Raw genomic sequence first — 21,073 nt, forward strand, 5'->3', positions numbered from 1 at the left:
AAACCCATCACTTGGATTTCATCTGGCTGGAAGACGAACGAAGAGAAAACGGCCTTAATGGCCTCGCGAATAATGATCTGGAATGACTTCGTAAAGGGCCGGAATGGCGGTTTTGCGGGCGATCACAGGTCAAGCAATTGTCGCAGCGATCCGACCGAAACAAGTCGGACCTGCAACCAATAACCAAACGAGGGCTAACCCTCGTTGCTCGGGAGAGAATAAATGAGGCGCGTATCAGTCAAGTTGGCTCTGTTTGCGACCACCACGCTCGCCGGAGCAGTACCGGCGATGGCACAGGATGCGGGGGGCGACATCGTCGTCACCGCTCGCCGTACCGAGGAACGCCTGCAGGACGTTCCCATCTCCATGGCCGTCTTCAGCCAGCAACAGCTGACCAACAAGAACATCGTGTCGGGTGCCGATCTGGCCACCTATACTCCGTCACTCTCGGCTAATTCGCGTTACGGTAGCGAAACGGCGACTTTCGCCATCCGTGGATTTACCCAGGAATCCTTTACGTCACCGTCCGTCGCGATCTACTTCGCGGACGTGGTGGGGCCGCGTGCGCAAGGCGGAACGCCGGGCGGCAACGGCGCTGGCGTCGGTCAGTATTTCGATCTCCAGAACGTCCAGGTTCTGAAGGGGCCGCAGGGAACGCTGTTCGGACGCAATACTACGGGCGGTGCGGTATTGCTGGTGCCGGAGCGTCCCACAGATGTACTGGAAGGCTATCTCGAGGGGTCCTACGGCAACTACGACATGTATCGTATGCAAGGCGTCGTCAACGTACCGCTGAGTGACACTTTCAAGGTTCGTTTGGGTTTCGATCGCCAGAAGCGGGACGGGTACCTCAAAAACCAGAGCACCCGGGGACCGGATGCTTTCGGCGACGTCAATTACTGGGCAGCGCGTCTGGGCATCCTGGCCGAGCTTACGCCGGACCTGGAAAGCTACACGCTCGCCCGCTTCAGCCATTCCGATACCAACGGAGTTGCCGGCAAGATGGTGACGGCGGCAGGTTGCCTGGGCAACACGACCACGCCCACGCCCGGGTCGACAGCCCAGTTCCTGGCGCCGCTCGGCTGCAAGATGATCACCGACGCCGCGGCCCGCGGCGATGGGTACTGGGATGTGGCGATGAGCGCGGCAAACCCGTTCCTGAAGATCGATCAGTGGGCCGTATCCAACACAACGACCTGGGTGGTAAACGATACACTCACCGTCAAGAACATAGCCAGCTATCAGGAATTTCGCCAGAAGCAGTCGTTCAACATCGGCTCTGACGACTATGCATTCCCGGCGACGACGCAATTTGGCGCCCCCAGCCCTTATGCCGGCCTGCCGTTCACATGGGTCGGGCTCAACCCCGATTCCAACTTCCCCAACGTCTCGCAATGGACCGCGACTGAAGAGTTGCAGATCCAAGGCCGCACAAGTGATGGCAAGCTGAACTACGTCCTTGGCGGCTATTACGAGAAAAGCGGACCGCTCAACCCGTTCCAGGGTTCGCTTTCGCCGATCTCGTATACCACCCAGATCCCGATTGCGCCCGGCATTTCGGTCCCGGTGCTGTCGAGCCTGTCGTGCACCGATATCGCGGCCTACCAATGTACGCCGATCAATTCGCTCGGCGTGGCGGGCATTCCCGGCCTGATTCAGAACTCCCTGACGCGTTACCGGTATCGCAACGCGGGCTTCTTCGGCCAGGGCACTTACAAGATCACCGACCAGCTCTCGGTAACGGCGGGACTGCGCTACACGATGGACAAGGTTGCGGGCCAGGGCGGCACGCGCCAGGCGTTCTTCTTCGCACCCAACACGCCGACATTCGTATGCGCGGCTTACCCCGGTCGTCCTGCACCCAGCGGCGAGAATTGCCTCACCAACATCGCACAAAAATCCAACAAGCCGACTTGGCTGATCGACCTGGATTACAAGCCGACGCCCGATATGCTCGTCTATGCCAAATACGCGCGCGGCTATCGCCAGGGTAATGTGAACGCATCGAATACGATCCCCATTTCGTGGGGTCCCGAAAAGGTGGAGGCTTACGAAATCGGCGTGAAGACCTCATTCCGCGGAGCGGTCAGCGGATATTTGAACCTCGCGGCCTTTTACAACGATTTTTCCAACCAGCAGTTGACCGCGAACCTCATTCCCGACGCAAGCATCCCCAACAACACGAGCTCTCCGGCTCAAGCCATCGTCAATGCAGGCAAGTCGCGCATCCAGGGCATTGAGGTTGATGGCTCCATCAACTTCAGCGGTCTCTCGATCGCTCTGGGCTATGCCTATCTCGACACGAAGCTGAAGTCCTACAGCCCGCCGAATTTCCCCGGTTATCTCCCGCCCTCGACCGGCGCCAACGTCGGCGGGCCACTGCCGCAGTCGCCCAAGCACAAGCTGACGGTCACGCCGACCTACACCCTGCCGCTGGATGACAGTCTGGGCCGGATATCGATCAGCGGCACCTATATCTACACCGCCAAGCAGATTGCCCTGGCGGACTCTCCGGTGGGCGTGTTGCCGTCGAGCCAATTGGTCAACTTCAACCTGAACTGGAACGACGTGCTGGGAGGCCCGATCGATGCGTCGGCGTTCGTCACCAACGCGTTCAATGAAAAGTATCCGGTGTTCGTCAGCGGGTCATTCGCATCGATCGGCTCGGAGAGTATCATTCTGGGAATGCCCCGGATGTACGGCATCCGGCTGCGCTATCGTTTTGGAGATTGATCAACCGATATAGGAATGCAGGTAACCTGCGAGCGCTATGCGCATGAGACGACCCCAATGGGGACCTATCAGTATAGCGCTCGTACTTTCTGCCCTTGGGCAATGCCATGGCGGCTGGTTATGCCGAACAACCTTCGGCCACAAAAACGTTGGCGGTGGCGGGGCCGATGCCGCTGGTCGCGCCGGTGATGACGGCAACCTTGCCGTTGAGACGTTGGGACATGACGAGTTCATTTGCTTTAAATTTCGGAGCTCTCAGGGGCTCATGCGTTACGGATTTTCGCGAAGGCCCGGCGCATCTCCTCGGCGAAGAGTTGCGGCTGCTCGAAGGCTGCGAAGTGGCCGCCGCGATCGACCTCGTTCCAGTAGAACATGTTCGGCCAGCGGGCCTGCGCCCAGTCCTTCGGCGCGCGGTAGATTTCCCTGGGGAAGATCGTGGCCGCCATGGGAAGCTCGATGGTGCCCGCGTCGAAGCCGCCGCCGTTACGGGTGTTTTCCCAGTAGATCCGTGCGGACGAAGCGGCGCTGTCCGTGAACCAGTAGAGCGAGATGTCGTCGAGCATCTGGTCGATGCTCAGCGCATCCTCCGGGTTGCCGCGGTTGTCGGTCCAGGCCTGGAACTTTTCATAGATCCACGTCGCCTGTCCGATCGGGGAGTCGGCAAGGGTATAGCCCACCGTCTGCGGCCGGGTGCCCTGCTGCTTGAAGTATCCGAACTGGTCGTTCAGGAATGCACCGATGGCGGCCATGCACGCCTGCTGCTGCGGCGTCAGCGTCGCGGGGGGCTGGGCCGGGATCACCAGCGGCCAGTTCACATGGGCGGCCACAAGGCCGGCCGGGCGCACATGACCGAGGGCGTGCGTGACGCCTGCGCCCCAGTCGCCGCCTTGCGCGACCCACTTGGTGTAGCCGAGCCTCTGCATCAGGACGCCCCATGCCCTAGCTGTGCGCACCACGTCCCATCCCGTCGAGGTGGGCTTGTCGGAAAAGCCGAAACCGGGCTGCGAAGGGATCACCACGTCGAAGGCATCTTCCGCCTTGCCGCCGTGCGCGGTCGGATCGGTCAGGGGGCCGATCACATCGAGGAACTCCACCACCGACCCCGGCCAGCCATGCGTCAGGATGATCGGCAGCGCGCCCTTGTGGCGCGAGCGAATGTGGATGAAGTGAATGCCCAGCCCGTCGATCTCGGTGCGGAACTGGGGGTAGGAATTGAGGCGGCGCTCGAACCGGCGCCAGTCGTACTGGTCGCGCCAATGGGCGAGCAGGGCCTTGGCTTTGTCCAGCGGGACGCCCTGCGACCAGTCGCTGACGGTCTCGCGCTCGGGCAGGCGCGTCATGCGCAGGCGCAGCTTCAAGTCGTCGATCGCGACCTGCGGGACTTCGACGCGGAACGGGGTGATTGCTGAGGAGGCGGGCGGGAGGCGAAGGCCCTGAGCACTCGCGATCTCATTCGCGCTGGCCGGGGCGGCCATGACGCTCGTTGCCACTGCGGCCAGTGCAGCGCCCTTGCCAAGTTCGGCGAATGCCTGGCGGCGTGAAGGCCCGGCGGGCTTCTCGGGTGAGGGAATGGTCATGCGATGTCCTTGTTCGGCTGAAGCGATCCTGCACCGAGCTAAGACATCGCGCTTTCGCGAACGATCAGACGCGCGGGCGAAGGCACAGAGCCGTTCGTGTCATGCGATCATACGCAGGTATGAAAGCGGGCATCGCGCGCATGATTGGGTCTTTGGGGCTGAATTCCCACACACGCTGGAACAGGAACAACCGACAGAAGGAGGCCATCATGGCCGACCACGACAAGACGCTTTCCACCGAAGTGACCGTTAGCGCCTATTACCGGGTCCACCCGGAAGACCGGCAGGCTTTCATCGACGCCGTCGTCCCTGAAATGACGGCGGCGCAGAAGATGCCGGGCTGCGTCTATTATGCATTCGCGCAGGATTTGACCGATCCCAACGCGTTCCACCTGCTGGAAGGCTGGGCGGATCAGACGGCCTATGAGAACCACGAGGAGGCCGAGAGCTTCCTTTCGGCTCTGTCCACGGTCGTGAAGACCGTGCGCATCCTTCACCGCGAAGGTGTGCGCTATGACGTGGCGCGCATGCATGTCGACGACCCCCGCGGCAAGGTTGCGTGACTCGGGAAGGGGGGCACTTGCGGCCCCCCTTTACCTTTCCGAGGGAAAGACAAGCTCCACTTGCGATCCCCACGGGGACAGGAAATAGAACCAGCGAGATCCGTCCGGGAGTGTCACCGGATCGTTCAGAATGGTCAGCCCCATGGCGCGGACTGCCGCGATGGCGCGGGTGGGATCGTTGGCCCTGAGCGCGATGTGCGTCGCTCCGGCGTCGTCCTCGCGAGGTTGCTTGTGTGCCGCGGCGGGCGATGCATATTCGAACAGTTCGATTTTCGACCCGTCGCGCGCCTCGATCATCATGAGGCGTTTGAGGCGGGCGGAAGCATGCCAGCGGAAACGCTTCTTCCATTGCGCATCGACGGGAGCAGGGCTCCAGTCGGATACGATGCGCGTACCCATCAGGTCATGGAAGAACTCGGCCGCCTCGCTCGCATCCGGCACGTTCATGCCGACGTGGTCGAGGCCCGAAGCGTCGATGGCGGGCCTTGCGTGGCCATCGATCCCGGGTGTGCCGGGCGGAGGGGCGTCCACGGCGATTGCGGTGGTGGCATTGGCCACCACCGCAATCAGCATCGTCAGCGCGAAGACCCGAGGTCTCACCATGGGGCGGGGGCTCCCTCATCCCAGTGCACCAGCTTCGAATACATCCTTTCGCCCCGTATCCGGAGCAGGCGGAAGATCTCGCGCGGGAAAGGGAGTTGCATCATGACGGTGTCTCCGTGGTCAGGCGGGCGCTCAGTGTTCGAGCGCTGCCGCGAGGTTTCCGAAGACGCCAAGCTGACCCAGCAGGATCGTCGCGGCGGTGTAGCAGTGGAACGAGGCGACCTTGCCGCCGCGAAGGTGGAAGATGTCGCAGCAGGGCGCATGGATTTCGTTGCCGGTCGCCCGGATTGTGCCGGCGGGCAGGCGAAGGTCTCCGCGATGCGTGCCGTTGAGGCTCAGTTCGACGATGACGACGTCGCCGTCGACGTAGAACTTGTCCAGCGCTCGGTGCATGTCCGGGAAGGCTTCGGCATAGATGTCGACCGTGTCGCCGATCTCCTTGCCATAGTATTTCTGCCCGGCCGCGACGTCCCAGAAATAGCCGTCCTCGGTGAACAGCGAGACGAAACGGGCGGTGTCCCTGCCGTCACCTTCAGCAAAGGCATAAAGCGAGCGGATCACGTCTTCATTGCTGGGCATATTGTCGGTCCTTTCCGAGAGATCACAGTCCTTGCGACCGATTGCCGGCCGCGACGGGAGGATCATAGGAAAGGCTGTGAGAGGGGGCGTTCAGGCGGGGGTATGGCAGGGTGATACTCGTGCGCTAGGCCGTCATACCCGGGTATGATGGGGCGACGGGGCGATCGCTTCGATCACTGCATTGCCTTGATCGCTTCCGCCATCTTGACGAAATCGGCAAGCGTCTTCGCACCCATCTTGCGCATGGCATTGCCGCGGTGGATCTTGATGGTGATCTCGCTGAGTTCGAGATCCCAGGCGATCTGTTTGTTCATCCTGCCTTGCGCCACATGGGACATCACTTCGCGCTCGCGCGGGGAGAGGGATGCATAGCGCTCGCGAAGCGCTTCCGAGCCCTGCCGCTCCACCCGCAGTTCAAGATCGCGGGCGAGGGCAGCCGCAACGGCATCCAGCATGTCCTGTTCGCGAAACGGCTTGGGCAGGAAGTCGATCGCTCCGGCCTTCATGCCGCGCACGCTCATGGGGATGTCTCCGTGGCCGGTCATGAGGATGACCGGCATCGACACGTTGGCCTCCGCGAGTTGGACCTGGAAATCCAGGCCGCTCACGCCGGGCAGTCGGACGTCCAGGATCACGCATCCGGCGGAGGTTGCGCAGCCCGAGTTCATGAACTCGGACGCGCTCGCAAATGTCTTCACGGCATGGCCGATGGATCGAAACAGACTATCGAGGGCAATCCTGATCGAAGGGTCGTCGTCGACGATGTGGATCGTCTGCAGGTCTTGTGTGCCGGTCATGCTTAGCGATGTCATGTCACGCTTCAGCCGTCGGCGTCCAGTGCGTCGACGCGGGACGAGTTCGTGTGGGGTTCGTCATCATTCTCCCCCTGATCGCCGTCCCCATCGAGGAAGACGAGCAGGGTCTTGATCCGTCCATCCTGCGCGATCAGCACGTCCCAGCCAGTGTAGCGTGGAGGTTCGCCAGCGGGGCCTGATCCCCAGGCGAGGCGGCCGGCATCGTGCAGCACCTGGGGGACACCGATGGGTGTGTAAGCAAAATCGGCATGCATGGCGCGGAGATTGCCGGCGAATTCATCGATCGCCGTGCGTCCCCGGATGATGCCGGGCGGGGCGTACAACTCGCAATCCTCGACCCACAACTCCGCAAGAGCGGCTCGGCGTCGCGCCGGATCGCCTTCGCCGAAGACTTCCTGCAGGTTGCGCTCCAGGAGTTCCAGCATGCGCGCGGCAGACGTCGCCGTGAGTGTCCCGCTCGAGGTCGATCCTGTATGATGGGTTGCTGACTGATCCACGCTGCTCATCCTCGTACGTCTGGCTGGGTCGCAGTAGCCACGGGCCGCCGCTCGGTGGGCGGGAATGTGGCTCATCGCGGCATTCGGGGAACCCCATACTCGCGTATGAGCGATTAGTCCGGCGCCCTCGAAACCGTGAATCTGCGACCCCCTCCCCCGATCGGGGGAGTGTCCTGCCCCCTCGGTGCAGTGATTGTTGTGCGCACAAGTGGACAATATCATGCGGTCCGACGGTTCTGCCTGCGGCCGCGTCAGTGACGAGGGAGGCTGGGACTATCGAAGGACGAGGCGAGAATTGCCGGGATGCTGGACTTGAGACTGGAAGCCGCAAACGGCGATTACGGGGTTTCCACGGCCGACGCAGTTCCGGCCCTGATCTCCTTTTTCGATGCCGGCCATGTCTGCCGTTTCGCCAACGATCATCATATCCAATGGTACGGGCGCACCCCCACTCAGCTTGTCGGGAAACACATGCGCGAGTTTCTGGGAGAAAACTTCTACGCCCAGCGCCGCCCGTTCCTGGAGCGTGTCGCGGCAGGCGAAACCGTGTCGTTCGAGGCGAATGTCCCCCACTGCCAGAGCGGCGTACGCGAGGCCGCCATCCGTTACGTGCCGAAATACGTCGATGGCCGCTTCGAGGGCTTTCACACGCTCGTCTTCGATCTCTCGCGCGAGCAGAACCGGTTCCACAGCGTCTTCGACGGAACCATCGTCGGGTTCGTGGAGATCGACTTGCGCAATGTGCGGCGCACCATGGCCGAACTCGAATGCGAAGTGGGGGACATTGCGGCACACATTGCGGCCGATATCGGGATCGTGCGCCGGGTGCTGGATTGCACGCCGGTCGTCGGGCTTAACGAGAAGGCCTGCCAGATGCTCGGGGTTGGCCCTTCCGAGGCGATCGGAAAGCCGCTGGGTTCGTGGTGTCCCGATGAGACCATGGGTGTGTGGAACCAGGTGTTCCTGGATTACATCGCGGGCAAGGCAAGCCATGAATCGGAAACGCTGGTCCGCCGCTCGGACGGCACCATGCTCGACGTCATTCTCAGCGCCGCTTATCCCAAGCTGCCCGACGAACAGGTCTTCGTCGTCGTGGGGCTGGTCGACATCAGTGAGCGGATAGCGCGCGAAAAGGCGCTGGCGCGCGCACAGCTGAACCTTGCCCATGCGGCGAGAGTCTCGATGCTGGGGCAACTGGCGGCCTCGATCACCCATGAGATCAACCAGCCTCTCAGCGCGATCGTCGCCAATGGCAATGCGACCCTACGCTGGCTGAACCGGCCGAAGCCCGATCTGGAGGAGGCGCGGGACGCCATCGGCAGGATGATCTTCGAGGGCGAACGTGCATCGCAGATCATCCAGCGGACCCGCGCCATGGCGATGAAGGGTAGCGGGGAACGGGCCGTGTTCGAACTGCAATCCACCCTGCATGAGGCGATCGAGATCACGCATCGGCAGCTCGGCGTGCTCGGTGCCTCCTGCGTGGCGCAAGTGTGCAGCACGCCCGTCCGGATCCTGGGGGACCGGGTGCAACTGCAGCAGGTCATCATCAATCTCATCGTCAATGCCGCGCAGGCCATGTCCAGTGCCGGGTCCGGCGCCGAGCCTGATGCCCGGCAGGTCTCGGTCCATGTCGATGCCGATGGCGGTCATGCGGTGATCCGTGTGGTCGATAGCGGCCCCGGCCTGCAGGACGCCGATGCGGACAGGCTGTTCGATGCGTTCTTCACGACCAAGTCCGATGGCATGGGCATGGGTCTGTCGGTTTCGAAGGATATCGTCGAGGCGCACGGAGGAACGATCCTGGCTTGCAACAACACGGGGCTGGGCTGCACGTTCACGATCGGCCTGCCGGTTGCTCCATCCTCGCAGCGAGCCGATGATCAGGCGCGGTCGGTGTTCCGGTTTGATTGAGGTCACAATCGTCGATCCCTCGTGGATCGGAAAAGCGCCCGCTGGCGGAGACAACGCTTCCTTGTCGGAATACCATGGTCCTGTCGGACCTAGGCGTAGTCGTTGCCTTCAGGCTCGCCGATAACATCAGAGCGCGCTTCCATCGCCTCCGTCTTTTCCCAAGCGCAAGGAGACGGTTCGGCCGGTGTGTGTCCGATCGTCATGCTGCGAAGAACGCCATCCCGGCGGATCAGGCCATGCATGAGCGCCGCGCTGAGATGGGCCAAGATCAGGGCGAAGAACAGGACCGCGATGATCGTATGGGCTTGGCGCAGCAGCGCGTAGAGCCAGAGGTCGTGCGGTGCGATCGGGGGGAGGATAACGCCGGGAGCCAGTTCGACCGGATAGCTGCCCGCAGAAAGCATCGCCCAGCCGACCAGCGGCATGGCAGCCATGCTCGCGTAGAGAATGACGTGAGAGGCCTTGGCTACGATGACCTGCCGGGGAGGCAAATCGGCAGGAAGCGGCGGCGAACCGGTGGCGAGACGCAGCGGGAGTCGTGCCAGAACAAGGACCAGGATGGCGATGCCGATCGGCCTGTGCAGGGCCAGAAGACTCACGTAGGCCGGACCGGTCGTGGACACCATCCCTACGCCGATGAAGAGCATGGTGAGGACCATGGCCGCCATAAGCCAGTGAAGGCCGCGCAGGAGGGGGTGAAAATCATGGGCAGGGCGAGTCATCGTGCGGTATCCTTCGAGCCTGTGAGGTCGCTGCCGATCGCGCTCGGATACGGGCCTTCCCCCGCGCGGCGGGTGAAGGAAGAGGAATAGGTCTTGGACCGGGCCGAGAGCAGCGGGTCGTCGGAAAGTCCGATGCCGCTCGGCAGGATCGTCGGGTCGAAGTTGAGATCTCGGCACGGGCCCGTCTCCTCCGACAGCACCTTGTCGATGGTCAGGATGCCGGCATCGAGTGCGGTATGCGGGCCGGTCCAAGCCACGGTGGCGTTGTCGGTCCGGTCCCCGGCATTGGCCGGCGTCAGGATCAGGTGCCAGCGGGACGGACCTTTGGCGGTGCGCGCGATCATTTCCTTGAACAATGCGTCACGCGGCAACTGGTTGAGGTGCGCCTTGTCGAGCCCGGTCAGAGGAGTGTCGGGCGCGAAATGCCAGCGCACGAAACGCGTGTGCCCGGAGCGGTTGGTCATCGTGAAAGCGTTGATGGAATAGTAAGTCGCGTTGGCGAAGCTGCTGGGGAGCACCGCAGCCTTGAGATAATCCTGAAAGGCCTTAACCGAGGGATACCGGCCGATCAGCGCTTTCATCGCGGCGGGATCCGGCTTGCCGGTCGCGGGGTCGGGGCGCGTGGTGCGCTGCAGAGCTATGAAGCCCGCCGCATCCGCCACCGGAAAGATCGGGGTGTGATCCATCGCCATGCGCCATTCCTGGCCATCGGGTGTCTTGAGAGCCAGTGCCATCGAGTGGAAGACATTGCGTCCGTCGGTCGCCAGCGGGTTACCGCCCGCGACCGAGAACCGCCCGATCACGGGATACGCACCCTTGGCAAGGGCGCTTGCGGTCGAAACGGTGCTACCGGCGCCATTGGCATTGAAGCTGCCGGAAAAGCACATGCCCTTGGCATGGGCGCGGCGATAGCCGGGCTGCGCTTTTCCGGTGTTGTATTCCAGTGCTGCGGTGACGTCGCCGCCGCTGATGCGACGCGGTCCGATCCAGCCGGCCGCCCACAGGAAGGCCAGCACGAGGGAAGCGGCAATGCCGCCGATCAGGGCTACCGGCCCCGGGGGAATGCGTTTGGGCGCGGACATGAAGCCTCCGTGTCGTCGTTGACGTTGGGCGCGGAACGGGATGTACTTTGGCGTACATGGCGATGCGCCTGTGATTTTGCTGTACCCTGCATCCTGCTATGGGTTCCGGTGCGGCGCCCGCGGCAGGGTCAGTTCGATATGGAACATCTCCCCCGCGATCGAACTGGTCGCGAGGATCGTGCCGCCATGGAATCGCGCAAGCGATCGGCACAAGCCGAGGCCGCCCTCGGACAGATGCGGCTCGACATGGGCGCTCTCCGATTGCTCCGCGGCATCGTTCGTCCTGCCGCAGGCTATGGCCAGCCGGACAAGGGTTTGGTCCGCGCTGGTCACGATCCGGATGCCGGTTCGGCTTTCCTGCAGGCGTGCATTGCTCAGCGCAGTGCAGACGAGGCTCGAGACGAGCTGTTCGAGAAGGTGGGCCTCGCCCGAAACCGCAGCAGTTGCGCCGCCCAGGCTGAGTTCGAACGAAAGCCCGGGCTGGCGGGTTTGAATGGCATCGACCACGCCCCCGACGAGATGGTCAAAAGCGATGATGGAACGCTCCAGCCTTCCCTTCGCCACGAGTTCGCGCACGCCGTCGATCACGCGCGCCGCGTCGTCGCCGGCATGCTCCGCCTGCGCGATCGCCTGGCTTGCCTCGGACACGTCAGCAGGCGTCCTGGCAAGCCATCGCCGGGCGGTCGCCAGATAGGCATTAATCGACGACAGGGGCTGGCTCACATCGTGGGCGATCGCGATCGACAGGCTGCCGATGATGGCCCTGTGCAGGGCTTCGTCGCGTTCGAGACGGGCCACTTCCAGATGCTTTTCCATGCGCTTGCGCTCGGTAAGGTCCAGAGCGCTTGCGCAGATGCGGTCGTAGCCCGTGCCATCGACAGGCAATCGCATCGCGACGAAGACTGCAACCAGGGTGCTGTTGGCAGTGCGGACCTGGCATTCGGTTTCGAACGCGGGGCTGCGGCGGTCGATCGAGAGCAGGGCCTCCACGAAACTGGAGTCATCGTCGGGGAGAAAGTCCGAAAGGTTTTCGAAGAACGGTGCCTCGTCGGAAACTTCGAGAAGGCGCCGTGCCGCGGCGTTCGCGTGCGTGATCTTCACCAGCCTCCGCAGGTACGCGACGTCACCGGGGTGTGCCCTCAGATGGGCTTCGAGATCGGTGACGGCTTCCTTGATCTTCGCCAGTTCCTTTACGACCAGCGTGAAATCATGCTCCCATATCGCCAATGCCAGCGAATTGAAGATCGTTTCGTAGCGGGCATCGCTGATCCTCACCTGTTCGTGGAGCCGGCCGTTTCGGGAGGTCAGCAGGGCGGCCACGGTGATGGCCGCAAGGCTGGCGAGCAGCCGCAGCATTTCATCGGTATTGGCTTTGCCGCCATGATTGATCAGGAAGCTGACCAAGGCGAGCACGCCGCATGGATAGGCCCAGGCCGAGGTGCGGGTTCGTGCGGTGCCGTCGTCAGCCACGATCAGAACCAGCGCATAGAGCACGGCAACTGCGCTTTGCAGGCGCGTAAAGGTGTCGATCACGAAGACGCCGGCCATGGCCAGGGCTGCGAGTGAAATCCTCGTCCTGTTCGTGAAGGGCGTGGCCATGATGCGCGATCCCGTTGAGGTGGTGCGACGGTGTGCTGCCTGATCCTGCATGTCCTGCGGGATTTTCAGAACCGGTTCGTGGAATCGCGCGCAAGCAGGTCTTCGATCATGTCGATGACGGCATCGGCATCGAGCGGCTTGACCAGAAATCGATAGGCACCGTTTCGTTCTGCCCGCTCGCGCCATTCGGCATCCGGGAAGGCTGTCATGAGCGCGACAGGGACTGTCGGCGCGATGGCATGGATGCGCTCGAGCAGATCGATCCCCGACAGCCCAGGCATCTGGATGTCGCTGAATACGAGGGCAAAGCGATGAGGATCGTGCTGCAGAAAGCTGGCGCCGCAGTCGAACAGTTCCGATTGCACGTCGATCGACCGCAGGAGACTGCCGAGCGCAGTGCGTACGCATTCCTCGTCGTCGATGATCGCAATAGCAGCAGTTGCCGGTGTAGGCGGAATGGAGTTCATGAAAGAGCCTTTTGACCAGTCCTCGACCTAGGCGGGCAGTGGCCTGCGGACAATTATACGCGGGTGTGAACGGGAACCGGCTGGCGGCACGCCATCTCCCTGTTTCATATGTCAGCATGAGTGCGCATGAGCGGCAGCGATGCTACCGCACCTGCGGTGATGCTGCGTCCCAGGTGTGGGCGTCTTTGATGAGGGTATCCTTGGAAGAGGCACGGAGAACTGCCGGATGGTGAAAGCGGCATGGCGAAAGGCATGGCCGATCGCAGTCACGCGGATGATCCCGCGCCTTGTGCTGTTCGGTGTGACGGCATTTCTGTCCGTGGTCAGTGGCCAGGCCAGCGCGGGCGATCCACCGACTTCTTCGCTCGAATTGCAAGGCTGGCAGCGCAGTTTCGCCGGGCCGCGCGACGGTGCGCCGGCCGGAGTGCGCGCCCTTGCGCAGACACCTGATGGTATTCTGTGGCTGGGCGCCATAGATGGTCTCTATCGTCACGACGGCAGGAGCTTCGAGCGGCTCCCCCCTTCGACGAAAAGGCCGACCCAGGCCGATACGATTTCGGCCTTGCTGGCAACGTCTGCCGGCGACTTGTGGGTAGGGCACGATTACGGCGGACTTTCGCTCGTCCGGGACGGGCGGCACGTTCCGGTGTCCGACGTTCCCCTGGGGACGGTATGGGCCTTGCCGACCAACTCATCCGGCCAGGCATGGGCGGTCGGCAGCAACAGCCGAAACGTCTATCTGGCGCGTCTCGTCGGTCGCAGATGGGTCTCGTGGGTCCAGGTGAAGGCCGAACTCTTCTACGGGAGTGCCGTTGGAAGGGATGGCACCTTGTGGCTCATCCTCGGCGACAGGCTGATCGCGGTTTCGCCGAGTGCCCGCCGGTGGCGCGTGGTGGCCGGCGGCATGACATCGTCAAGCCTTGTCAGCGGGCCTTCCGGCGATGTCTGGCTCGTCACGCCGACCTCGCTTCGTGAATTGGTGGGAGACGGGGCGGGCTCTCTCTCAGGGCGCACCATTACCGGCCTCGCCCGCGAGGGGGATGCGCCTATCCTGTTCGATGACGCCAATCACTTCTGGATCGTTCAGAGCGACGATACGCTCGAGCGCTATGCCATAGACGATCACGCGCACGCGACCCGGATTGCACAGTGGCATGGCGGCTACACTTTGACCGCGCCAGTATTGCCGCTCAACTCGTTGCCCCTGATCACCGATCGCGAACACGCACTGTGGATGGGGACGAGCCAGGGGCTGGAGCGGTTCAGCCGCACCTCCTTCGTGCCGGTCCTCGCCGGAGCGAGCAACTCGGTCATCAACCGTTCGCCGGCCTTTGCCATCGCGGATGGACGCGGTGCCATCTGGGCATGGCGGAATGGCCAGCTCTTTCGTGCCGGAGCGCATACCGCGCCAAGCATGAGTGTGGCGAACATTGGCGGTGTCATGTCGCCATGTGCCAGCATGTCGGGGGGCGTTTGGACTTTCTCCGGGGGCGATCGTCTCGCACGCGTCGGCGGACAAGGCGGAACGGTGCCGCTCGGAACCGCTGGCGAGGACATGGCAAAAGGTTTAGCCCTCACCGGGTGTCTGGAGGATGACCGGGGGCGTCTGTGGGGCGGTGGCGACCACGGCCTGTTCCTGCTTGATGCCGGTCGCGGCGGAGCCGTGCCTCTGGGTGAGGATGCCGGATTTTCGATCGGGACCTACGCACCCTGGCGTGGTGGGCAGGTGCTGGCCTATGTCGGCAATGGCAACCTGTGGCTGACCGATGGAACCCATTCCAGGATCGTGTGGCGTCACGCCGACAATACGCTTGGGTTCATTCAGGCGCAGTACCGTACCGAAGATTCGATCCTGCTGGGTGGAGATCGGGGGCTCGGCCGGTTCGATGGACAATCCGTCAAGGTCATATCCAGCGCGCGCTTTCCCTGGCTCAGCTTTGTCGCAGGCGTGGTCCAGACACCGGCCGGTGATACATGGCTGCAGACCAGCGACGGCGTCGTGCGCCTGCGTACCGCCGAGCTTGATCGCGCTTTTGAAGATCGCAACTTTCGGCCGGACGTTCGCATCTTTCGGAATGCGGACGGTGTGCCCGGCCCGCCGACATATTCGAACATGTCCGGCCTGTCCGCTGATCGCAACGGCAGGATCTGGGTTTCGACCGCTAATGGGATCGCCGTGTTCGATCCTTCCAGTGCTCCACCGGACGGGCCGGCACCGCCGATTCTCGTCACGGGGATCGAGGCCGATGAACGCAGCTATGCGGTGGCGCACCAGGTACACCTGCCTGCAGGCATTGCACGGCTCAGAATACAACTGGCGGTCATCGACTTCGACAACCCCATGGCAACACGCCTCAGCTACCGGCTGCAGGGCATGGATGATGCGTGGGTGGATGCCAGCGGCCAGCGCATGGCGATGTTCACCAATCTCGCGCCGGGACACTATCGCTTCGAGGTCATCGGCGCGAATTCGCATGGCGTGTGGAACCGCGTGGGGCAGTCGATCGAGATCGATGTCGCTGCACATTTCTGGCAGACTTGGTGGTTCGCCCTGGCAGCAGGCCTGTCGCTGCTTGTTGCGATCTGGCTGGCTGCCCGATGGCGGATAGCGCAGTTGACCCGGCGACTGCGCAGCCAGGCCGCAGAGCGCGCAAACGAGCGTGAGCGAATCGCCCGCGAAATCCATGATACCCTCCTGCAGGGAATGCAGGGACTGGTCATGCGCATCCAGTCGATCGTGGGTCGCATGCAGTCCTCCGATCCCAACCGGCAAACTCTCGAGCAAAGTCTGGACAGAGCAGATGCGCTCATCGCCGAGGGCAAGATGCGGGTGAACACCATGCATTATGATGATGCCCCAGCAGATCTGGTTGCTTTGCTCCGGCAGGCAATGGCGGAAATGCCTTTTGCATCCAGTGTGATACGTACTGTGAACTCCAGTGGGGGGGCGGCGCCGGTCGAACCGGTGGTGGCGCGCGAGGTTCGCGAGATTGTCGCCGAGGCATTGTTCAATGCGGCACGGCATGCGAATGCGGCGAATGTGGTGGTCGATGTCGTGTATGGCCAGCGGGCTCTCGAAATCAGCGTGATCGATGACGGCGTAGGTATCGCCGGGCATATTCCTGGAAGTTCCGGCTATGGCCTGACCGGAATGCGCAAGCGCGCCGAAGGCATCGGAGCGAGTCTGTCGATCATGGGCGGCGCAACTTCGGGAACCAGCGTCATGCTGCGGATTCCTGCGCGCAAGGCTTATGTTCCACGTGCCGGCTTCCTTGCGAGCAAGTTTGGACGGCGCCGAGCCCACGGCGCGGATCTCTAGGACGTAAACTCATAAACAGCACCATCGAGGTTTGAGGCAAAATGGCTCAGCGCAAGGAGACAGGACGAAGGAATATGTCGATATTTCAAGGCCTGTCGACGTGGCGATGGGCCATTTTGGTCAAATCCCTGCAGGACGCCGGAATGGCTTCCATCTCGAACCGAAGCGGCCTTGGAAGGGCAACCAGCCCTTCCGGTGGCCGCTTCGGCCCGAGTTGTTTGCCATTCCGGCGCCTCAATGGTGCTGTTTATGAGTTTACGTCCTAGATCGAAAGCATGCCGCGGCGCACGGCCTCCATGACGGCATGTGTCCGATCCGAGACGCTTAATTTGGTAAAAACGCTCTTGAAATAATGCTTCACGGTCTCTTCCGAGATACCCAGGCGTTGCGCGATTTCACGGTTGCCGTTGCCTTTCGCCGCTTCCTCGAGGACCTGAGCCTCGCGCGGGGTCAGATCGCGCTCTCCGACATGGTTGGCGATTTCAGAAGCGACCGAACCATCGATGAACCGCTTACCGGCATGGACGTCCCTGATGGCCTGAACGATGACCTTCCGGGCATTGCTCTTGAGCATGTATCCGGCCGCACCCATCTTGAGTGCTCGCGTAGCGGACGCATCGCCAGCATAAGTCGATAATACGATGATCCTTGCGGTGGGATCATCGGCGAGGATAGTGGCGATGGCCTCCGCGCCGCTCGCCTTCGGCATCTGCATGTCCATCAACACGACGTCGGGCCGAAGCTGGGTGAACTGATGCGCTGCTTCGATGCCATCACCGGCCGTTCCGGCGATCGATAGATCGTCCTCGTTTTCGATGATCGCGCTCAATCCTTCGCAAACGATTGGGTGATCATCGACCACCAGGACACGGATCATCGGTGAAACTCTTATGCTACTGAGGAGAACGCAGTACAGATATTTGCCTCGGGCAACGGGCAGAGACAACTGTAATTCCGTCTGCAAAGTGGTGCCTGGGCGACGTCACGGGTCTACAGCCGCTCGTAGCGTACAGAGCGCTTATACACTTTGAACCGAATCTCGAAAGATTGCGAAGCGGGGCCAGGAACAAGGGACACTCCTTCCTGGCCCCGCCTCGCGTTCCCGCCGCTCCTGAATTCAGGAGCGGCGGGAACGGTCACCTCGTCAAGACTTAGAAATCGACCTTCGCACCGACGCGCAGGTAACGGCCCATGAAGAGACGGTCCTGCCAGGCCGGGTTGAACTGGTAGAGGCCATAGCCCGCGTTCGGATCGTACTTGGGCTTGCCGTCAAGAACGTTCAGCACGTCGAAGTACAGCTTGAAGCGGTCGGCGACCTTGACTTCGCCGTGTGCGTCGAGATCGAAGGTGCTCGGGCCGTGGCACTGCACCGGATCGCCGTTGCCGTACGTCAGCAGCTGACCGTTATCGCCGCTTTCCGCGCAGTTCTTGTAGACGCCGCCGGCATCCGCCGAAGTCGACGAATAGCCGCTGGTGTAGTTTGCTGTCAGGGTCAGGCTGGCCTTGTTGTTGAAGTCCAGCGTATTCTGCCAGGTCACGCGGAAGCGCGGGGCGCCCGAGCACGAGGTCAGGTTGCAGCCGCCCAGCGAACCGTCATAGCGCCAAATCGTGGTGCTGCCGTCGGCCTCCTGGTTCTCCTGCTGGAGACGGATCAGATACGAGGCGTTGGCCTTGCTCTGCCAGGTGATCTTGTCGCTGAGGTAGATGCGCGCATCGGCCGAGAAGTCGATGCCCGAACCCATCATCGCGTTCTGGTTCTTGAACGAGCTGACGACCTGGCCCAGCAGCGGCAGCGCATCCGGGTTTTGCGGATCCGCCTGCCCCGGAAGCACGGTGACGCCCGGCAGGTTCACGACGCCGTTGTTGGCGTAGTATTCCTGGATCGCGTCGCCGATGCTGACCGAGGTGATCAGGTTCTTGATCTTGGTGTGCCAGTAATCGAGCGTGAACGTGATGTTGCGGGTCGGCTGCAGCACTGCGCCCAGCGTGTACGAGGTCGACTTCTCCGCCTTCAGGTCGGGGTTCCCCGAATTGGTCGAACCCGGCGAATATGTACCTGCATAATAGGCGGGGTTGCTCTTGTGAGCGTCGCAGAAGGCGGCATAGAGCGCCTGCGTGCAGTTGATCTGCGAGCTCTGGTAGCCGGTAGCGGGCAGCTGGAACGATTCGTTCAGGTTCGGGGCACGGAAGCCCTTGGAGAACGTGCCGCGCAGCTTGAGCTGGTCGACGGGTTTGAACTCCGCCTCGAACTTGGGCGAGAAGTTCTTCTGGCCGGTCGAGTAGTGGTCATACGATCCGTCGAACTTCATGCGGAACTGGTCCACGATCGGCACGGAGATTTCGTACGAGGTCGACCAGATATCGCGGTTGCCCTTCACGCCCACGGCATTGATGCCGTAGTAGCGCGCGTAGGGATTTTCGTTGTCCGGGGCGTTCGAGCTGGGGTTGTTGATCGACTCGTAGCGGTACTGGCCCGCGACGGCGATGTTGACCATGCCGCCCGGCAGTTCGAACACGTCCTTGCTGAGCGTGCCGATGACCTGCGCCAGCTTGGAGGTGGCGCGCTTGTTCTGGTCGGGGAAGATCTGCTGGCGGGCTTCAGCCGAATTCGCCGAAGGATCGACGAAGTTGTAGGTGCCCTGGGCGATGGCGTTGGCCAGGCCCTGCAGGTAGATGTAGCCGGTGTTCTTGACGTCCAGCGTGACTTCCGAAGCCGTCGCGCCGACCGAGTAGTTCCAGCCGTCACCGAAGCTGCCGTTGATGCCCGCCGCGATGCGATAGGTCTTGGCGTCGGTGTAGGTGCGGCGCGGCTGGTCGGGCATGCCGCTCAGACGAGCGAGCTGGCCCTGCGCGGCGTAAGGGTTGTTCGGGTTCAGCGTGCCGTTCGAGGCGTTGCAGCCCGTCGCCAGCAGGTTGCCGCCAACGACCGACGCGGTGCCGGTGGGGCAGACGTAGACCGGCAGGAATACGTTGGTCGCGGCGATCTGGGTGCCGCCCGCTGCGGTCTGGCCCGCCCAAGACGAGTTCACGTTCTCGTTGGCGGTCTTCACGTTGTAGTAGTTGAGCGCGATGAAGGCCTCGGCATTGCTGCCGACCTTCACCGTGCCGCGCAGCGACGCGCCCTTGCGGGTCGTTGCGGCCGTGTACATGCTGTAGTCGTTGACGAGGTCCTGCTGGCAGACCACCGACGGCGCGTTGCTGACGCCGTTGTTCGCGTTCGCGGTCGAAGCCTGCTGGCCGGGGGTCAGCGTCTGCGCGGTCAGGCCACCGCAGCCGGCGCCTGCGTTGAGCAACTGATACGAGCCATTGTAGAGGATCGCGGGCTTGTCGCCGGTGCTGTAGACCGGAACGTAGTTGCCATTGGCGTCGATCGTGGTCTGGGTGGACTGGCCGAAGTTGACAGTGGTCGACTGGAAGCCATTGTAGCTGCCGTCGGCCTGGATGCCGTTGCGGATCGAGTTGGTCAGGCAGCCCTGTTCGGCGGTGCCGCAGATGCTGCTTTGGTCGGCAGTGCTCCAGGGCCCGCTGCGGTCGCGCAGGTACAGCGAGTCGTTGTGCTGGTACTCGGCGCTGGCATAGATGTTGAAGCCCTGATCGTTCAGGTCGCCATAGCCGTAGGTCGCGTTGATGCGCTGCTCGCCGCCGTCGCCGCGCTGCGAGATACCCATCGAACCGTCGAGGTGCAGGCCCTGGACCTGGCGCTTGGTGATGACGTTGACCACACCGGCGATCGCGTCCGAACCGTAGGTTGCCGAGGCGCCGTCAAGCAAGGTGTCGATGCTCTGCACCGAGCTGCTGGGGATCGAGTTGATGTCGACGATGTTGCGCTGGGTGTCGTCCGCCAGCGGGTAGTACGCGGTGCGCATGCCGTCGAACAGGGTCAGCGTGTAGGCGTTGTTGAAGCCGCGAAGCGAAGGGGCGGTGGCGCCGGTGGTGAAACCGTTTGCCGACCAACTGGCGGGGATCGTGCCCGCATTGTTGGCGGTCAGCGACTGCAGTGCGTCCGATACCGTGGTAATGCCGCGCTTGCTCAGATCGTCCGCGGTGACCGATACTACCGGCGAGGCAGTGGCGGCGGCCGGATTACGGGTGATCGAACCGGTGACGACGATGGTGTTCTCTTCGCCTGCGTCGGCAGCCTGGGGGGCGGCGTCCTGGGCATAAGCAGTACCGCACAGCAACGCGAATGCGGTCAGGCAAGTCGCGCTGCGCAGCACGGCCTTCTGGGGGGGTGTCTTCAAGTCTACGTTCCTTGTCCTTTACCCCGGCAAGATGTGTGACCAAGCTCGCCGGAAGTGCGGTCGATGCCGCTCAGAGCGCGCGTGTTTACGCTCATGGGGAGCCCTCTAGCCCCGGCTCGCCAACGCTTTCAAAGAAGATTTCCCAATGATTGCTTAATGTTGCAGTTAAGTTGCAATTTTACAACATAGATACAAAAAGTGTCATAAGCAGCTTGGAGGCCGTCTGAACCTAGCCAGAACGAAAATGCAAAAATGACCTGTTATCACCATCAGTGCGCGCACTTTGGATGCCGATTCCTGCAATCGGACGTATGACGATGCAACTGAGATGGTATCAGACAGGGTGCTCTCTACACCTATGA

The 21,073-nt window shown here is 62.4% G+C and carries 16 protein-coding genes; 4 read left to right on the top strand and 12 right to left on the bottom strand.

Translation table 11 applies throughout. The features are described 5' to 3' along the window. Positions 1 to 222: 222 nt before the first annotated feature. Entirely contained in the window at positions 223 to 2,733 is a 2,511-nt protein-coding gene (locus HWN72_RS21095) for a TonB-dependent receptor (RefSeq protein WP_037517708.1), read from the top strand. Between the two features lie 118 nt (positions 2,734 to 2,851). On the opposite strand, the gene HWN72_RS21100 is transcribed toward HWN72_RS21095, so the two are convergent. Continuing rightward, entirely contained in the window at positions 2,852 to 2,956 is a 105-nt protein-coding gene (locus HWN72_RS21100) for a short-chain dehydrogenase (protein WP_008828357.1), read from the bottom strand. Between the two features lie 40 nt (positions 2,957 to 2,996). Next, a complete protein-coding gene (locus HWN72_RS21105; protein WP_211151286.1) occupies positions 2,997 to 4,310 on the bottom strand; it encodes an epoxide hydrolase family protein in 1,314 nt (437 codons plus the stop codon). A gap of 209 nt (positions 4,311 to 4,519) precedes the next feature. On the opposite strand from HWN72_RS21105, the gene HWN72_RS21110 reads away from it, so the two are divergent. After that, positions 4,520 to 4,873 (top strand): putative quinol monooxygenase, encoded by a 354-nt coding sequence (locus HWN72_RS21110; protein WP_008828355.1) that lies wholly within the window; start codon positions 4,520 to 4,522, stop codon positions 4,871 to 4,873. A 30-nt stretch (positions 4,874 to 4,903) separates the two neighbouring features. On the opposite strand, the gene HWN72_RS21115 is transcribed toward HWN72_RS21110, so the two are convergent. The 4 genes from HWN72_RS21115 to HWN72_RS21130 all read right to left on the bottom strand — a co-directional run bounded on the left by HWN72_RS21115 (position 4,904) and on the right by HWN72_RS21130 (position 7,295). After that, complete coding sequence (locus HWN72_RS21115) at positions 4,904 to 5,476, bottom strand: VOC family protein (RefSeq protein WP_008828354.1); 573 nt, start codon at positions 5,474 to 5,476, stop codon at positions 4,904 to 4,906. A gap of 132 nt (positions 5,477 to 5,608) precedes the next feature. Continuing rightward, a complete protein-coding gene (locus tag HWN72_RS21120; protein WP_008828353.1) occupies positions 5,609 to 6,055 on the bottom strand; it encodes a nuclear transport factor 2 family protein in 447 nt (148 codons plus the stop codon). A 173-nt stretch (positions 6,056 to 6,228) separates the two neighbouring features. Beyond that, positions 6,229 to 6,852: a response regulator transcription factor gene (locus HWN72_RS21125; RefSeq protein WP_008828352.1), complete on the bottom strand. Its 624-nt coding sequence runs from the start codon at positions 6,850 to 6,852 to the stop codon at positions 6,229 to 6,231. Positions 6,853 to 6,875: 23 nt separating this feature from the next. Next, on the bottom strand, positions 6,876 to 7,295 hold the full coding sequence (locus HWN72_RS21130; RefSeq protein ID WP_008828351.1) for a nuclear transport factor 2 family protein: 420 nt from the start codon (positions 7,293 to 7,295) through the stop codon (positions 6,876 to 6,878). A 384-nt stretch (positions 7,296 to 7,679) separates the two neighbouring features. Between HWN72_RS21130 and HWN72_RS21135 the strand changes: the two genes are divergently transcribed. Beyond that, positions 7,680 to 9,281, top strand: a complete 1,602-nt coding sequence (locus HWN72_RS21135; RefSeq protein ID WP_211151287.1) for an ATP-binding protein — start codon at positions 7,680 to 7,682, stop codon at positions 9,279 to 9,281. 89 nt (positions 9,282 to 9,370) lie between these two features. On the opposite strand, the gene HWN72_RS21140 is transcribed toward HWN72_RS21135, so the two are convergent. The 4 genes from HWN72_RS21140 to HWN72_RS21155 form a co-directional block, all read right to left on the bottom strand. After that, on the bottom strand, positions 9,371 to 10,003 hold the full coding sequence (locus HWN72_RS21140; RefSeq protein WP_211151288.1) for a cytochrome b: 633 nt from the start codon (positions 10,001 to 10,003) through the stop codon (positions 9,371 to 9,373). Continuing rightward, positions 10,000 to 11,085 (bottom strand): catalase family peroxidase, encoded by a 1,086-nt coding sequence (locus HWN72_RS21145; protein ID WP_008828348.1) that lies wholly within the window; start codon positions 11,083 to 11,085, stop codon positions 10,000 to 10,002. Before HWN72_RS21145 ends, HWN72_RS21140 begins: the two co-directional genes overlap by 4 nt. 96 nt (positions 11,086 to 11,181) lie before the next feature. Further along, positions 11,182 to 12,633 carry a sensor histidine kinase gene (locus HWN72_RS21150; protein WP_008828347.1) on the bottom strand — a complete coding sequence of 484 codons (1,452 nt, stop codon included), beginning with the start codon at positions 12,631 to 12,633 and terminating at the stop codon, positions 11,182 to 11,184. 116 nt (positions 12,634 to 12,749) lie between these two features. Then, complete coding sequence (locus tag HWN72_RS21155; RefSeq protein WP_008828346.1) at positions 12,750 to 13,151, bottom strand: response regulator; 402 nt, start codon at positions 13,149 to 13,151, stop codon at positions 12,750 to 12,752. 226 nt (positions 13,152 to 13,377) lie between these two features. On the opposite strand from HWN72_RS21155, the gene HWN72_RS21160 reads away from it, so the two are divergent. Further along, positions 13,378 to 16,470 (top strand): sensor histidine kinase, encoded by a 3,093-nt coding sequence (locus tag HWN72_RS21160; protein ID WP_211151289.1) that lies wholly within the window; start codon positions 13,378 to 13,380, stop codon positions 16,468 to 16,470. Positions 16,471 to 16,732: 262 nt separating this feature from the next. Here HWN72_RS21160 and HWN72_RS21165 read toward each other — a convergent pair whose 3' ends face one another. Next, positions 16,733 to 17,347, bottom strand: coding sequence for a response regulator transcription factor (locus tag HWN72_RS21165; protein ID WP_008828054.1), 615 nt, complete (start codon positions 17,345 to 17,347; stop codon positions 16,733 to 16,735). Between the two features lie 274 nt (positions 17,348 to 17,621). Then, positions 17,622 to 20,711, bottom strand: a complete 3,090-nt coding sequence (locus HWN72_RS21170) for a TonB-dependent receptor domain-containing protein (RefSeq protein ID WP_211151290.1) — start codon at positions 20,709 to 20,711, stop codon at positions 17,622 to 17,624. Positions 20,712 to 21,073: the final 362 nt, after the last annotated feature.

Origin of the sequence: Novosphingobium sp. HR1a, assembly GCF_015594425.1 — a bacterium.
Lineage (GTDB): Bacteria > Pseudomonadota > Alphaproteobacteria > Sphingomonadales > Sphingomonadaceae > Novosphingobium > Novosphingobium resinovorum_A.